General features: G+C 71.9%; 9 protein-coding genes and 2 pseudogenes. 8 read left to right on the top strand and 3 right to left on the bottom strand.

Translation table 11 applies throughout. The features are described from left to right. Positions 1-3,852, top strand: a complete 3,852-nt coding sequence (locus tag Aut01nite_RS44385; protein ID WP_052164720.1) for an SAV_2336 N-terminal domain-related protein — start codon at positions 1-3, stop codon at positions 3,850-3,852. Positions 3,853-4,003: 151 nt separating this feature from the next. On the opposite strand, the pseudogene Aut01nite_RS44875 reads toward Aut01nite_RS44385, so the two are convergent. Further along, a pseudogene (locus Aut01nite_RS44875) lies at positions 4,004-4,078 on the bottom strand (dihydrofolate reductase family protein); the annotation flags it as partial. An 81-nt stretch (positions 4,079-4,159) separates the two neighbouring features. Between Aut01nite_RS44875 and Aut01nite_RS22910 the strand changes: the two are divergent. After that, complete coding sequence (locus tag Aut01nite_RS22910; protein ID WP_152629178.1) at positions 4,160-4,498, top strand: hypothetical protein; 339 nt, start codon at positions 4,160-4,162, stop codon at positions 4,496-4,498. Between the two features lie 331 nt (positions 4,499-4,829). Here Aut01nite_RS22910 and Aut01nite_RS44630 read toward each other — a convergent pair. Next, positions 4,830-5,096 (bottom strand): annotated as a pseudogene (locus tag Aut01nite_RS44630) (winged helix-turn-helix transcriptional regulator); the annotation flags it as partial. A 137-nt stretch (positions 5,097-5,233) separates the two neighbouring features. On the opposite strand from Aut01nite_RS44630, the gene Aut01nite_RS22920 reads away from it, so the two are divergent. From Aut01nite_RS22920 to Aut01nite_RS22940, 5 genes are all read left to right on the top strand, one after another. After that, positions 5,234-5,644 carry a YybH family protein gene (locus Aut01nite_RS22920; RefSeq protein WP_043533932.1) on the top strand — a complete coding sequence of 137 codons (411 nt, stop codon included), beginning with the start codon at positions 5,234-5,236 and terminating at the stop codon, positions 5,642-5,644. A gap of 812 nt (positions 5,645-6,456) precedes the next feature. Beyond that, a complete protein-coding gene (locus Aut01nite_RS22925; RefSeq protein WP_152629177.1) occupies positions 6,457-8,988 on the top strand; it encodes a helix-turn-helix transcriptional regulator in 2,532 nt (843 codons plus the stop codon). Positions 8,989-9,368: 380 nt separating this feature from the next. Beyond that, the gene (locus Aut01nite_RS22930) at positions 9,369-10,634 is read left to right on the top strand and encodes a hypothetical protein (protein WP_043533930.1); all 1,266 of its coding nucleotides are present in this window, start codon (positions 9,369-9,371) and stop codon (positions 10,632-10,634) included. Positions 10,635-10,716: 82 nt separating this feature from the next. Then, on the top strand, positions 10,717-12,492 hold the full coding sequence (locus Aut01nite_RS22935) for a dynamin family protein (RefSeq protein WP_043533929.1): 1,776 nt from the start codon (positions 10,717-10,719) through the stop codon (positions 12,490-12,492). Further along, entirely contained in the window at positions 12,489-13,958 is a 1,470-nt protein-coding gene (locus tag Aut01nite_RS22940; protein WP_043533928.1) for a dynamin family protein, read from the top strand. Before Aut01nite_RS22935 ends, Aut01nite_RS22940 begins: the two co-directional genes overlap by 4 nt. A gap of 2 nt (positions 13,959-13,960) precedes the next feature. Here Aut01nite_RS22940 and Aut01nite_RS22945 read toward each other — a convergent pair whose 3' ends face one another. After that, the gene (locus tag Aut01nite_RS22945) at positions 13,961-14,515 is read right to left on the bottom strand and encodes a hypothetical protein (protein WP_043533927.1); all 555 of its coding nucleotides are present in this window, start codon (positions 14,513-14,515) and stop codon (positions 13,961-13,963) included. Positions 14,516-14,609: 94 nt separating this feature from the next. On the opposite strand from Aut01nite_RS22945, the gene Aut01nite_RS22950 reads away from it, so the two are divergent. Continuing rightward, positions 14,610-15,860 (top strand): Hsp70 family protein (locus tag Aut01nite_RS22950; protein ID WP_204037641.1); only part of this gene is annotated, 1,251 nt, incomplete at its 3' end.

The raw sequence follows: 15,860 nt of genomic DNA on the forward strand, positions 1-15,860 counted from the left end.
GTGTTCGCGGACATCGTCACCGCCCTCCGAGCGGCCGGGCTCCAGCCCACCGCGGTCGACGTGGCGGAGATGCTGTGGCTGGCATGGATCATCGACAGTCCCGTCACGCCACACACCCCGGCACGTGTCGAGCCGGCGCCGCACACCGCCCCGTCCACCGGCCCCGCCCGGCCCATGCCGGTCGCCGCCGCCGAGAGCGCCGCGGCCGCCGCCGACCTGCACCCGTACACCTCCGATCAGGAACCGGACGGCGAAGCCGTCGACGCGCTGCGCCTGCGCAGTCCGGGCGTGCCCGCCCTGCCGCATGCGCTCGCGCTCGGGCGGGCGCTCCGGCCCCTGCGCCGGCGCACCCCCTCGTCGCACCTGTTCGACGTGGACGAGGACGAGACGGCGGCCCGCATCGCGCAGGATCGCCTGTGGATCCCGGTGCTGCGGCCGCGTCTCGAGCCGGCCGCCGACCTGGCCGTCATCGTGGACTCCTCCTCCTCGATGGCGATCTGGGGCCCGACGGTCCGGGAGCTGCTGCTGCTGACGCAGCGGCTGGGAGCCTTCCGGGCCATCCGCGGTCACACCGTCGACAGCGACAGCGCCGGCGACCTGACTCTGCTGCCGCTGGGCGCCCGCGTCGCCTCCGCCATGGACGCCGACGCCATCACCGACCCGACCGGCCGGCTGCTCATGCTGGTCGTCACCGACGGGATCGGCGCTGCCTGGCACGACGGACGGATGCATGCCCAACTGCGGCGCTGGGCCACGGCCAACCGGATCCAGGTGCTCTGCCTGCTCCCTCGCCGCATGTGGCGGTCCACCGGGCTGCGCACCCGTACCGCCACCGGTGATCCGGCTGCACCCGCCGAGGAGCGCAACGCCGTACCCGTGCTGGAATTGAGCCTCACCGCGATCCGCCGCCGCGCCGCGATGATCGGGCGGGCCGAAGGCGCGGCCGTCCTGCTGCCACCCGATCCCACCACCCGCGAGCCCGGACCCACCGACCCGGCGGAACTCGTGCGGCGTTTCCTGTCGCTGGCGTCACCGACCGCCCAGCAGCTCGCCGGCTACCTGGCCGCCGCACCACTGACCCTGCCCGCGATGCGGCTCGTGCAGCGGGTCATGCTGCCCCGGTCGGCGCCCACCCACCTCGCCGAGGTATACCTCAGCGGCCTCATCCAGCAGCGCGGCGCGACCGGGCCCGGCGCCGACATCGAGACGGTTCGGTTCGACTTCCTTCCGGGGGTACGGGAACTGCTGCTCGACGGCACCGACCGGGCCGGAGCTGTCCGGGTCCTGTCGTTGATGTCGAGATACGTCACCGACCGGTTCGGGCGGCAGGCACTCGACTTCCCCGCCCTGCTCCGGGCGCCCGAGACCGCCGAGATCCCCGAGCTGGGCGCCGGCGCCTGGCCGATCGCTCAGATCGCCGCCCCGGTGCTGCGCGGTCTCGGCCCCCGGTTCGCGCTGCTCGCCGACCGTCTGGAGGCACAGGCGCGCATCGCCGCGGCGGCGAACCGAAGCAACCTGCCCGCAGAACCCGAACCGGCGTCACCGCGGGCACGGGTGGGCTTTCATGTCGCGCCCGTCGACGCGACAAGCCGCCGGGAAGACCACCGTCTGTTGGGTGCCGTCCTCGACGAGATCTTCGAGGGCCTCGTAGCGGACGGCGATGGAACCGAGAGGATCCATCTCGGCCGGGGGATGGCGGTGATCCTTCCCCCGTACATCGAACCGCGCTCTGCTCTCGAGTTCGTGCTCACCACGGCGACCAGGCACCTGCAACGGCTCAACGCCGGTCGGGCGGACGCACTACGGCTTCGACTGTGCGTCTCGGCCGCGGTGGCCAGTGCCCTCGGTGACATGGAGCGGCTTCTGGCCGACATGCTGCGGCTTCAGCACTGTGGCGCGTTGCGCGAGGTCATGGCCGCTCGTCCGGATCTGGACCTCGCCGCCGCGATCTCCGACGATCTGTACGCCGCAACGGTGCGCAACGACCAACAGCCCCACAGCGTGTTCCAGCAGGCGTCACTGGACCCCGGCGTGGCTTGGCTGTGGACCGGCGTCCTCGAACCCTCCGAGATCGCCGCATCCGAATCGGCCGACACCGGCGTACTGTCCCGGCTGACTCCGCGCCAACGGGAGGTGCTGGCCGGGGTGGCGCAGGGACTCGACGACGACGAGATCGCATGGAATCTGCACATCAGCCCGAGAACCGTCTCCTCGCACCTCAGAGGCGTTTATCAGAGCCTCGGAGTCCGGACCCGGACCCAGGCGGTCCTGAAATACCTGGAGGTGAAGGCGGAGCACTTCCCGCGAGACGCGTCCGACCCGGCGCGGGCCACCCAGGATCAGCCGAGTGCGCCCCGGCTGGTGGCTCGAGACGGCAGCTGGCTGGTCATGCTGAATGATCGCGAGCTCGAAGTGCTGATCGCTATGGCGCAGGGGCTCGGCAACGGCGACATCGCACGAAGGCTCTCCATCAGTGAACGGACCGTCTCCTCGCATGCGGGACACGTCTATCGCAAGCTCGGAGTCCGTAACCGCGTCGAGGCGGTTCTGTTTTATCTGACCGAGACCTCGCCGCCCGTATCGATGGAGTCATCGCCCGTTCCGGAAGAGAACGCGCTGGTGGCTACCCAGAGAAAGGTCTGGAGCCTCCGTGCGCTCGCCCGGGACGACCCCGACGAGCATCTGCCGGAGCTCGCCCTGGAATTGGGCGTCCTCGCCATCAAGCTGCGAGACGCCGGCCGGAGTGCCGAAGCCGTGACAGCCGCTGAAGAAAGCGTCGAGATCGGTAGGAGAGTGGCCGACCAACGACCGGGCTCCCATCAGGGAACGCTGGCGATCCTCGCCCGGAACCTCGGCAAGGTCTATGAGACGGTGGGACAGCCGGACCGGGCCATCACGGTGTACACCGCCGCGATAGCCGACGGCGAAGCACATCTGGGCCCTGATGACTTCAACGTTCTCAATGTGAAGCGGGGCCTGGCCGATGTCTACCGGATCGTGGGGCGGTCGGCTGAAGCCATCGCCCTGTACGAGGGGGTCCTGGCCGGTTGTGATCCGAGGTTCTCGCCGGTTGATCCCTACAATCTGGACACGCGGAGCAGGCTCGCCGGCACTCTCGAGGCGGCCGGTGAGCTGGAGCAGGCCCTGTATCACTACGGCCGGCTGTCGAAGCTGCAACGGGAGGGTGGCCACCGTGCGGATGAAGCCATCACTCTCACCGCCATCGGCCGCCTGCACGAAGCCCTGGGTGAGCATCAGCGAGCTCTCGTCGATCACCGGCAGGCCCTGCGGATCCGGCGGGAGATGCAGGACCGGGCCGGCGAGGCCGAGACCCGGTACGGCATCGCCATGATCCACCGACAGCTGGGTGACTTCGACGCGGCGATCGCCGAGCTCGAAGAAGCCGTCCGGATCGGTGATGCTCCCGCCACCCTCACCACCAGACTGCAGCAGCTGCGCCGGGAACGGGACGGCATCGGCATGCCGCCAGGCTTCCTCCTGGCGATCACGATCGACCTCGGCGAGGACCGAGCCCACCTCCTCGAACGACAGGTGCGGCGGCTGCGCGACGATCTGGCGCAACTCGATGTCGGGTGGGTGCGATTCCCGTCGGAGAGTGTGCCGCCGGCAGATTCCGGCGCCGGGACGCGGGCCACCGGCATACTCATGGTCGAGGTGTCGCCGCCGCCGTCCCGGATGCGCGAAGTGTTCGACGTGCTGGTCGCCTGGTCGCGCCGGTCCGGTGGGAAAGTGACGGTCGCCAACGGCAACGATGCGATCGTGGTGGACGCCGCAGGGCCGGAGGAGATGGAGCGCCTCATCGACAGGTTCGTCGAACAGCAGACGGCATGACCCGATCCACCGGAACCGGTGGCGGCCCTCTACTCGGAACGGGTCACGTCGTACACCAGCTTCAGGATCCCGTTGGAGTAGCTCTCCGACTCCCGCAGCGTCAGCATCTGCTTGTCCCGGTCGGCCCGGCCGAAAAGGCTCTTCCCTGCGCCTCGCCCGGCCCGCCGCCGGGCGAGTCGACGACGCCGTCGAGCGACATGAAGCCGGTGTAGACCAGGTCCCGCAGGGTGTCGTCTCCTCACATCGGGGTGAGCTGCCGGGACCACGCTAAACCTCCGCCCCGCCCGTGACTCGTAAGGTGACCGGCATGGCGTTCATCTCCGGGCTGTTCGGCTACCTCGTGGCGATCGTCGCCTTCCTGTGGATCGGCCTGCTGATCGGGCATGCGGATCCCGCTGACTCCCTCGGCGCCGGTCTGGCGGTCGCCTACCTGATCGCGCTGTCCGCCACGGTGGCCGTGCTCGTGACGGCCCTGCGGGCCCGGCGCCGGGGCCGGCCGATCGCCGGTTCGCTCGCCGGGATGGCGGTGGGCCTGATCCTGATGGCGCTGCTGGCCGCCCGGATCCAGCCGGTCGCGGAGCGAGCGGATCCCGGCTGTCCCTGTGAGGCGATCATTGATCAGATCGTCACGCCGCGACCGCTGTGAGAAGCCGCGACGACCGTCACGGTGGCGGTCTTCACACAGGTGCGGCGGGTAACGGCGGATGTGCCTACGGTGGACGCTGACCGCCGTGGCGGTGAACGCCCGGCCGTCACGTCATCCCTGGGGAGCCACCTTGCACGCCGAGATCGTCACCGCCCTCGACCGCCATCTGACCGAAGTGCAGGCGCTGCGCCGCCTCCTCACCGACGCCCGCGCCATCGAGCCGGGCGAGCGCCTCGACGTCGTGATGCGCATCGCCGCCAGCGCCGAGCGCCTCACCGACACCGTCCACACCCAGCATGCCGGGGGAGCCGGCCGCCGCTGACAGGCGCACACCGGTGCGGTAAAGCTCGATCAGCAGCGGCCGGAGCTGCTGCCCGGCCGGGCTGAGAAGGTACGTGACACGGCTCGGGAACCCGCTGACGGCCCGCCGTTCCACCAGTCCCTGCGCACGCAGCCCACGCAGCCGCTCGTCCAGGACCTTGTCGCTGATCCGCGGGAGGGCGGCGCGCAGCGCGCTGAACGACAGCGGCCCGTGCATCAGCTCACGCAGCACCAGGGTGGTCCATCGGCCGCCGACCGCCAGCAGCGCCCGTTCCACCGGGCAGTCCGGGTCGGGACGGTCGGTGCGGCCCGTGCCGTCCGGAACGAGCTCGGGATCCCACCGGCGGCTCATCGGGCGGCTCGCCGGCGGCTTACCGTTTGGTGAGCTGCGACGGCGTCCGCTTGGCTGGGGTCATGTCCGATCACGAACTCATTCTGTCGTGGGCCATCGAGGCTGCGCGCCACCCGGCGGCCTTCGCCGCGGCGTTCAACAGCGGCGATCCGGCCGCGGTCGAGGCGATGTACGAGGAGAGCGCCGTCCTCGTCCCCGCCCCGGGCGATCCGGTCACCGGTCGCGAACGGGCGGTCGCGAACGAGCGGTTCCTGGCCCTGGGGCTGCCGATCACCGTACGCCCGAGACACGTCTACACCGCCGGCGACATCGCCCTGCTGATCGTCGACTGGACCATCGACGGCCCCGGCCCGGACGGCACGGCCGTGCACATCTCCGGGACGGCCACCGACGTCGCCCGCCGCGGCGCCGACGGCGCCTGGCGTTACGTCATCGACAACCCGTTCGGGGTGGCGCCGAGCAGCGCCATCTGAACGAGGCGGCCACGGCCGGCCTCCCCTCATGACCGCCCCCGGTGCGGTCATGCATGCCCGTTCCGGTCACCTCCGGCTCTGCCGTGGCAGTTCCAGCTCGGACCACCGCGGACGCCCACTCCAAGGGAACGCGAACCGTCCGCGCAGCGGCAGATCTTGCCCGGCTGGCTCTCGTCGTCGTCTCGACCGGCGCGAGCCAGCAGTGAGAGCCAGCCGAGGCTTTCCGGCCCGCTGCCACTGCTGCCCCGCCCGGTTTCGAGACAGCCATCCGTGTCCTTGCGACGCCCGTGCCGTGCGTGCAAGTCGGCCGCTGGGCGCGATTGACATAACGCTATCGATCAAGGCGTGAGCTTAGGTGATGGCCGACTTTCGGGGCAGCAGTGAAAAGCCAGCCGTGGTTCTCCGGCTGGTTGCCACTGCTGTCTCGCCGGTCCGAGACAGCACTGAGAGCCGGCCGGAAAGGGAGCGGAGCCGGGCATGCCCGCCCCTCAACAGACCGGGCCGAGGGAACCGAAACGGGCCATTGTGCTGGTCGCGCGGGATGTCAGGTCGGCGTCTCGACAGTCCGGTGGAGCAGGGGAGGGCGCGTAGAGTTCGGTCGACTACCCGCGCGCGGATGGTGGTGGGCGGATGTGACGGTCGTGGTCGGGGTGGACGGGTCGGGGCGTACCCATCGGCTCCGAGAGATCGCCGCGACCGTGAGCGGGGCGGTGTGGTGGCCCGCTGGCCAGGCTGTGGGGCAGCCCGTGGACGGGCAGCCCGCGAACAGGGGGGCGGCTGGGCGGTTCGCGGGCGGCGTGAGTCTGGTCATCGTGGATGATGCGCATCGGCTCGATGCCGCTGTGCTTGCCGGGCTGGCGGCGGCCTGCCGGGGCGGCGTTCCGATGGTGATCTCGCGACGGCCCACGATCGACCGGCCCGAACTGGCCGAACTCGACGAGCCGGCCTCGGCCGACGGGGTGGAACTGCTCGGTGCGCTGGACCGGGACGGGGTGGCCCGCCTGGTCGCCTCGGTGACCGGGCGGCCGGTCACCCCGGAGGAGGCCGAGACCGTCCGCACCGCGTCGGCGGGGCTCGCGACGGTCGCGGCCGCGGTCGCCGCTGCGCCTTCGGGAGTGGTGCCACCGGTACTGGTGGCGCGGGTGCAGCGGCGGTTCGCGACGCTGGATGACACCACGGTGACGGCGGCCCGGATCCTGGCGTTGCGGCTCGACCTGCCCGACCACGTGATCGGGGCAGCCTGTGGCATCGATCCGGACGGACTCGCCTCAGTGTTGCGGACCTTGCGCGAGGAAGGGCTGATCGCGCCGGACGGCGAACGGATGATCCCGGCGATGGCCGAGGCGATCCTGGCCGTCTTCGGTGGGGCGGAACGACGACGTGTGCACGACGCCATCGCCGGCGCGCTGATCGCCGCCGGGACCGATCCGGTGGCGGCAGCCGGGCACCTGCGCGCGGCGCGGGCGGTGACCACGGTCGCCTCGGTGGTCTACCGGGAGGCCGGTGAACGGTTGCGGTTCGTGGATCCGGCGGCCGCCCTGGGCTGGTTCGACGAGGCCGCCGACGCCGGCGGTGACCTGGCGGAACTGGCGCCGGGACGAGCCGAGGCGGGTGCGCTGCTCGGGATGCCGGTCGACGTGGACCAGTTCACCTTCGGCATCCCGGCACCCGAAGAGCCGGGAGTCCACGGGTCCCGCGGTGGCGACGAAGGGCCGGGAGGCTACGGGTCCGGTGGTGGCGGGGCAGGGCTGGGCGGCTACGGGCCGCGCGGTGGCGAAGCAGGGTCGGGAGGCCACGGGGTGCGGGGTGGCGAAGCAGGGTCGGGAGGCTTCGGGGCGCGCGGTGGCGAAGCAGGGTCGGGCGGCCACGGGTCGCGCCGCGACGGGGCGTCTGACGGTGGGTCACGTGCTGGGGGAGGGACGTACGGATCACGTGACGGTGAGTGGCCGCGTGGGAGAGAGGGCGGGGCGTTCGGTGATGGCGACCGTTCCGGCGGCGGGCGGCTGGCACTGGTGGCGGGGGCGGTCGCGGCCCATCAGGGGCGGGCCTCGCGGGCGGCGGAACTGTTGTTGGGCGCGCCGTTGCCGGGGCCGGCGATGGCCGTACCTTCGCTGATCGGAATCGGTCGTGTCGCGGAAGCGCAAGCCGCGGCAGCCACCGTGGCGCCGGGCCCGCTGGCGAGGTTTGCCGAAGGGGCCCTCGCCGCGGGGAGGCCGATGATCGCGTTGCCGCTGCTCATCGAGGCGGCGGAAGCCGTCGAACGGGGTGCGCCGCCGGCGGTGCTGCCGGATACGCCGCACGCGGTCGCGGCCGTCGTCGCGGTGGCCGCCGGGGATGTGGGGACGGCGGAGCACCTGCTCGCGCGTGCTCGCACGGGCCGCGTCGGTGGCCCGGTGGCGGACGAACGGCACCGGCTGTTGCTGGCCTGGGCGCGGATGCGGGCCGGGCGGTACGACACGGCCCTGCACGAACTGCGGTTCCCGCCCGGAGGGGAGTTGCCGGGCCGGGAGCGGCTGCTGCGGGCGGCCCTCGCGGCAGGGATCGCCCGGAGGCGCGGGGACATCGCGGGGCTGCGGGACGCCTGGATCGGGGTCGAGCCGCTGCTGGCCCGGCGCGCAGTCGACCTGTGGCAGCTGGAAGCCGTCGAGGAACTGGCGGTGGCCGCGGCCCGGCTGCGCCGCCTCAACCGGGTCGCGCCGGTGATCGGCCTGCTCGACGGCATCGTGGCGGGGCTCGGCCGGCCGGTCACATGGTCGGTGTCCCTGGAATGGTTGCGCTTGCAGACCGCCATCGCGACCGAGGACGTCGCGGCGGCGGCCGCTGTCGCCGGGCGGTTGACCGCGATCCGGGGCGAACCGGACGACGATGGCGGTCTGGACAGGGCGGTGGGGATGGCGGACCGGCCGCGGGCGCAGTGTGTGGCGGCGCAGCGGTGGGCGGAGGTGCTCGACGGGCGGGTGGATCAGGAGGCGGTGCTGGCGGCGACCGAGGACCTGGTCGCGGCGGAGCTGCCGTGGGAGGCGTCGCGGCTGGCGGGGCAGGCGGCGATCCGTACCGCTGATGGGACCGTGGCCCGCCGCCTGCTGGAACGTGCCCGCGAATTGTCCGAGCCGGACGCCGAAGGCGGCGCGGCAGCCCTCACGACCGGTTCGGGGAATCTGTCCGAACGCGAGGTGACCGTCGCCCGGCTGGTGCTGGCCGGGAGCACCCACCGGGAGATCGGCGCGCAGCTCTACATCGCGCCGAAGACGGTCGAACACCACGTGGCCCGCATCCGCGGCAAGCTCGGCGCGAACACCCGCGCCGAACTGCTGGCGATGCTGCGCGAGACGCTCGGCGACTGAGGACCCCGCGCGAAGGCGACTGAGGACCCCGCGCGAAGGCGACTGAGGACCCCGCGCGAACGCGAAGGAGGACCCCGCGCGAACGCGAAGGAGGACCCCGAGCGGAGGCGGCGGGGGCCGTCGGCGAAGGAGAGCGCGGACCGTCGGCGAAGGCGGTTGCGGGCTGTCGAGGGAAGCGGCTGCGGATCATCCCGGGAACGGCTGAGCAGGGAGATCGTTCCCGATCCGGTGAGTTGGATATGCGACGGAAGGCTAGGGAACCCCCTAGGGGAGGCCCTATACCACGGGGGACACCCCGATGCCCGCACCGGGTTATGGGCCGCACGCTGGTGCCGTGTCCGGGTGAGGAAACACCGGCGCCCACCGAGCGAGGAGAGATCATGACCGTCAACGCTGCCGAAGCCCTCAAGGACTTCGTCATGAACCTGCTGACCGACCGTGAGTTCGCCGCCCGTTACGCGGAGGACCCGCAGGGCACCCTGACCGCGGAGGGTGTCACCGAAGCCGACCTGTCGACCGTGGACGTTCCCGAGGTCGTCGGTGTCGCCGCCGCCCAGCCGGAGGTCTCGTCGGAGGCCCGGTCCGCGCTGCAGGGCTACACGTCCGGCGGTGGTGGCGGTGGCGGTGGTGGCGGTGGCTACGCGCCGCCGCACACGGCGACCGGCACGCAGTCGGTGGAGCACGTGGTGCAGCACCTCAACTACGTCACCTACGCCACGTACGAGGGTGACGACTACGTGACCCAGACCCTGGACCTGACCGTCACCAGTGTCACCGACAACAGCTTCGACCTGGACGTCGACGGCAACGTCTTCGGCGACATCGACGCCTCCAACGTCAGCGCCTCCGGTGACGGCGCGGTGGCCGGCGGCCGGGACGTCGTCGGGGTCGCGACCGGTGACGGCGCGGTGGCCGGCGGCGGCGACGTGGCCGGCGCGACCGGTGCGGGCGCGGTGGCGGGTGGCGGCCCGGTGAACGCCGCGACCGGTGACGGCGCGGTCGCCACGGCCGGTGACGGTGACGTGAACGCGGTGACCGGTGACGGCTCGACGATCGTGGACGGGGACATCAACTCCGCCTCCGGCGACGGCAGCCAGGTCATCGACGGGGACAACTTCGGCCAGGCGAACACCGGCGACGGCGCGGTGCAGGTCGGCGACGACCTGTCCGGTGCGGTGAACACCGGCGTGAACACCGGGATCGTGGCCGACGAGCTGGACGACGCGGTGGTCGGCGACGACAACCAGACCGTGCAGGCCGACGGTGACATCGACGAGTCGGTGATCAACTTCGGGGACGGCGACGTGGCGAACCTGCCGGACGCCGACATCGACGACAGCGCGGTGTCGTTCGGCGACGGCGACGCCTCGAACGTCAGCGACGTGGTGGCCGACGACGGCTCCGCGGTGTCCGCGGGCGGCAGCGCCAAGGGCAACAACGAGGACAACGACACCACGATCAACGACAACGACACGAACATCCAGGACAACGACACCACTGTCACGACCGTCGAGGACAACGACACCAGCATCAGCGACGACGACACCCGGATCGAGGACAACGACACGCGTATCGAGGACAACGACACCAGGATCGAGGACAACGACCGGGTCGAGACCGGGGACGACAGCACCGTCGTCGCCTGACCGGAGCAGAACCAGCGTGTGGGTTTCGGGCGCCGGGAGCGGCCGGAATCCACACCCGTGAGGGAGAACCGGGGGAGGAACCGTGGCCGAGGTCGCGAAGGCGGTAGCCGTGGTCGATCTGGCGCTGAAGGCGTGCACGGCGTACGACCGCCCCGACGCCGCCGCCCGCCTGACCGCGGCCAAGCGGGCCCTCGCCGACCCGGTCCTGCACGTCGTCGTGGCCGGCGAGTTCAAACAGGGCAAGAGTTCCCTGGTGAACGCCTTGGTCGGCGCGAACATCTGCACTGTCGACGACGACGTGGCCACGGCCGTGCCGACCTATGTGCGGCACGGCGCGAAACCCGAGGCGGCCCTGTTGTACGAGCCGGGCCGCCGCGAGTCCATCCCGGTCGCCGATGTCCGCCGTCACGTTCTGGAGAACGGCGCCCCGTCGAGAGAGAAGCCGTCCGGTGTCGAGATCCGCATCCCCCGCAAGATCCTCGCCGGCGGCATGGTCCTGGTCGACACCCCCGGCGTCGGCGGTCTGGGCTCCCCGCACGCGGTGGCGAGCCTGTCGGCGATCTCGATGGCCGACGCGGTCATCTTCGTGACCGGCGCCGCCCAGGAGCTGACCCGCAGCGAGGTCGACTTCCTGCAACGGGCCCGTTCGCTGTGCCCGGTCGTGGTCTGCGTGATCACCAAGACCGACTTCTATCCAGCCTGGCGCCGGATCCGCGACCTCAACGAGCAGCACCTGGCCACACACTGCCCGGTCCCGCTGATCCCGGTGTCGTCGGCGCTGCGGTCCCGGGCCGTCAAGGCCAACGACACCGCCCTGAACACCGAGTCCGGCTTCACCGATCTGGTCCGGTTCCTCACCGACCGGATCGGCCGGTCGGCGGCGGACCGTCTCGTCGCCGAGGCGATGGCCGAGTGTGCCGAGCTCTGCGACCAGCTCGGCAACCGGTTCCAGGCGGAGAAGGCGGCGCTGGCCGATCCGGAGGCCGCGGCCCGGGTGGTCCGCGAGCTGACCGGCGTGAAGGACCGGGTGGAGGCCCTGAAGAGCGCCGCCGCCAAGTGGAACCTGACCCTCGGCGACGGCGTCACCGACCTGACCTCCGACATCGACCACGACCTGCGCGGCCGCGTCCGGGTGGTGATCGCCGAGGCGGACGCCGCGATCGAGGAGGCCGACCCGGCCGACACCTGGCTGGAGATGGAGGCCTGGCTGCAGGCGCGGATGGCCGACGAGCTGCTGGCCAACTACGAGCTGCTGCGGCAGCGGGCCGGTGAACTGAGCCAGCGGGTCGGCGACCACTTCCACGAGGCGTCGACGATGCTGATGCGCCGGCCGCCGGTTGCCGATCCGACACCCCTCGCCGCGGTCACCGACTTCGAGCACAAGATCGATCTGCAGCGGATGCGGTTGCCGAAACAGGCGATGGTGGCGCTGAAGAGCGCGTACGGCGGCGCCCTGATGTTCATCATCCTGGGCAGCCTGGTCGGCGTGCAGCTCGGCCCGATCGGCGTCGGCATCGGCCTGGTGATGGGCCATCGCGGGCTACGCGAGGAGAAGAAGCGCCAGGTGCAGAAACGCCGGGCGGAGGCTCGCAACGCGATCCGCCGCTACTGCGACGAGGTCAGTTTCGTGGCCAACAAGGATTCCCGGGACACGCTGCGCCGGGTGCAGCGGCAGCTGCGCGACCACTACAGCGGCCTGGCCGAGGAGCTGAACCGGTCCAACGCGCAGGCCCTGGTCAGCGCCTCGGACGCGGCGAAACGCACGCAGGCCGACCGGGAGCGGCGGCTGAAGGACGTCGACGCGGAACTCGAACGGGTCCGCCAGATGCGCAAACGGATCCTGGCGGTGACGGGATGACCCTGCTCGACTCCACCCGGACCGTGCTGGACCAGGCGATCGCCGTGTATCACGGCACCCCGGACGCGGCGAGGCTCGCCGCGATCCGGGACCGGCTCGGCGCGCCCCTGCGGGTAGCAGTCGCCGGCCGTATCAAGGCCGGCAAGTCCACCCTGCTCAACGCGCTGGTGGGAGAGCGGCTGGCGCCGACCGACGCGGGCGAGTGCACCCGGATCGTCACCTGGTACCGCGACGGTCCCGGCTATCAGGTGCACGCCTACCCGAGACGGGGCGACCCGCGGCAGCTGCGGTTCACCCGCGACGGCGGCGCCATCGACGTCGACCTGGGCGGCCTGACCGCCGACGACGTCGCCCAGCTGGTGGTGACCTGGCCGGCCGGGGCGCTGCGCACGGTCACCCTGATCGACACGCCGGGCATCGGCTCACTGTCCGAACAGGCCGCCCAGCACACCTGGGACCTGCTGGTCCCGGACGACGAGGAGACACCCGCGGACGCGGTCGTCTACCTGCTGCGCCACCTGCATCCCGGTGACGTGGAGTTCCTGCGCGCCTTCCACGACACCGAGGTGTCCCGGCCCAGCCCGGTCAACGCGATCGGGGTGCTGTCCCGGGCCGACGAGATCGGCGCGGGCCGGCTCGACTCGATGGCCTCGGCCCGGCGGATCGCGGCCAGGCTCGGCACGGACGCCAACGTGCGGCGGCTCGTGCAGTCGGTCGTACCGGTGGCGGGTCTTCTCGCGGAGACCGCCGTGACCCTCACCGAGACCGAGGTGGCGCACCTGCGCAGGATCGCCGGCCTGCCGGTCCGGCAGGCCGAGGACCTGCTGCTCTCCGCCGACCGGTTCGTCGGCACCATGCCCGAGGTGGGCCTGACGTCACTGGAGCGCGAGGGCCTGCTGGCCCGCTTCGGGCTCTTCGGGGTACGCCTGACGAGCACCCTGCTCCGCCGTGAGGTCGCCACCACCGCGGCCGCCCTGGCCAAGGAACTCGCCGAACGCAGCGGACTCACCCAGCTCCGCGAGATCATCGGCTCGCTGTTCCTGGAACGCCGCGACGTGCTGAAGAGCCGTTCCGCGCTGCTCGCCGTCGCCGAACTCACCCGCGCCCGGCCCCGCCCCGGCACGGAGGCGGTGACCGCCGCCGTCGAGGAGATCATGGCATCCGCGCACCCGTTCAACGAGTTGCGCGTGCTGTCCAGCCTGCGCGCCGGATGGATCACCGGGAGACCGGAGGCGGTCGCCGAACTGGAACGTCTGATCGGCGGGTCCGGCGCGGCCGTCAGCGAGCGCCTGCACCTGCCGCCGGACGCGCCGGCCGCCGAGCAGTCCGCGACCGCCCAGGCCGCCCTGGCACGCTGGCAGCGCCGGGCCGAGAACCCGATGACCCCGTACGAGCTGGCGGTGGCGGCCCGGGTGGCGGTGCGCACCTGCGAGGGCATCCTCTCCGGTCTCGGACAGCACCGATGACCTCACTGCAGCAGATCGTCGTCCGCGCCGTCGTCCGCCCCGTCGATTCCGGTGTCGTCCGCCCCGCCGATTCCGGCGTCGTCCGCCTCGCCGATTCCGGCGTCCGGAGCACCGGCGGGGACCGTCCAATCGTCCAATTCGTCGAGCTCGATCGGGTCGTCCGGGAAGTCCAGCGGTTCAACGTCGAGCGTGGCGTCGCTATGGTCGAGGGTGGGCCCGGCGCCCGTACCGGGAACGCCCGAACCGAAGTCAAGATCGGCTTCCTCGAGGCCGCCGCTCTCCGCCGTGGGATCGGAATCCGCGCCGGCAGGCGCCGTGATCATAAGGTCCAGCCAGTGCTGCTCAGCGCTGTCCGCGCTCTCCGCGCCGACCACGCTGTGGGCGCTCACGAACGGCGCCAGGTGCTCGGCCACCTCGGCGGGCGCCGTGTCGGCATAACTGATCACGGCCTCGGCGACCAGATCCTCCGGAAGATCCAGCAGAGCGGCCGGGTCACCGGCGGCGCCGGCGCCGGTCATCTCGGCGAACACGTCGCGGAGGGGGAGGTCGGGGTCCATGCACCAACCATATGAGCGTCGCGAGCCCGGACGTCTCGGGGAAACCCCCCGCCGAACCCCCAATCCGCGACCGCAGAATACGGAGCGTCAGGCGATGTACGCACTCGGCATCGATCTCGGCACCACCTGGACCGCCGCCGCGACGTGGCGGGACGGGCACGCCGAGATCGTCCCGCTCGGCGGCCGGGGCGCGGCCATCCCGTCGGTGGTGCTGCTGCGCTCCGACGAGACGTTCCTGACGGGGGAGCCGGCCGGCCGGCGCGGGCTGACCGAGCCGCACCGGGTGGCCCGCGAGTTCAAACGGCGGATCGGTGACAGCACCCCGATCCTGCTCGGCGGTGTGCCGCAGTCGGCGGAGGCGCTGACCGCCCGGATGCTGCGCGCCGTGGTCGAGCAGGTCGCCACGCGCGAGGGTGGGCCGCCGTCGGCGACCTGTGTGTCGTACCCCGCGAACTGGGGTCCTTTCAAGATCGACCTGCTGAAGCAGGCCGTGCGGATGGCGGACCTGCGCGGCGAGGTCACCTACACCACCGAGCCGGAGGCAGCGGCGGTCAGTTACGCCCAGCAGCAGCGGCTCGAGACCGGCGCGGTGATCGCCGTCTACGACCTGGGCGGCGGCACCTTCGACGCGGCGGTGCTGCGCAACACCGGCCTCGGCTTCGACATCCTGGGCCGGCCCGAGGGCATCGAACGGCTCGGCGGCATCGACTTCGACGCGGCGGTGTTCGAGCACGTCCGGGCGGCGCTGAACGGCAGACTGGAGGAACTGGACGAAGAGGACACCACCGCGATCACCGCGGTCGCCCGGCTGCGGGAGGAGTGCGTCAACGCCAAGGAGGCGCTGTCCTCCGACACCGACACCACGATCCCGGTGCTGCTGCCCAACGTGGCCACCGAGGTACGCCTGACCCGCGCCGAGTTCGAGGCGATGATCCGCCCGGCCCTGTACGGCTCGGTCGACGCCCTGAAACGCGCGGTCCGCTCGGCCGGCTGCGAACCGGACGCGCTGGACGCGATCCTGCTGGTCGGCGGCTCGTCCCGGATGCCGCTCGTGGCGCAGACGGTGACCAGTGAGTTCGGCCGCCCGGTCGCCGTCGACGCGCACCCCAAGCACGCGGTGGCCCTCGGCGCGGCGTGGCTGGCCGGTGGCGTCCGTGCCGCGGTGTCCGGCCCGGCGGCCGGCCGTGCGACCCCGCCCTCACCCCGTCCCGCTTCGTCGTCCGGTCCCGCCTCGTCACCGCGTTCCGTCCCGTCACCGCGTCCCGCCTCGTCCCCCGGTCCCGCCTTGTCACCCCGACCTGCTTCGTCACCTGGTCCCGCCTCGTCGCCCCGGCCCGCCTCGTCA

The organism is Actinoplanes utahensis (genome assembly GCF_016862455.1).
Classification (GTDB): Bacteria; Actinomycetota; Actinomycetes; order Mycobacteriales; family Micromonosporaceae; genus Actinoplanes; species Actinoplanes utahensis.

Bases quoted from the DNA above. Each gene is read 5' to 3' on its own strand.
- Aut01nite_RS22910 (WP_152629178.1), top strand. From the start codon at position 4,160: ATGGCGTTCATCTCCGGGCTGTTCGGCTACCTCGTGGCGATCGTCGCC.
- Aut01nite_RS22940 (WP_043533928.1), top strand. From the start codon at position 12,489: ATGACCCTGCTCGACTCCACCCGGACCGTGCTGGACCAGGCGATCGCC.
- Aut01nite_RS22930 (WP_043533930.1), top strand. From the start codon at position 9,369: ATGACCGTCAACGCTGCCGAAGCCCTCAAGGACTTCGTCATGAACCTG.
- Aut01nite_RS22945 (WP_043533927.1), bottom strand. From the start codon at position 14,515: ATGGACCCCGACCTCCCCCTCCGCGACGTGTTCGCCGAGATGACCGGC.
- Aut01nite_RS22920 (WP_043533932.1), top strand. From the start codon at position 5,234: ATGTCCGATCACGAACTCATTCTGTCGTGGGCCATCGAGGCTGCGCGC.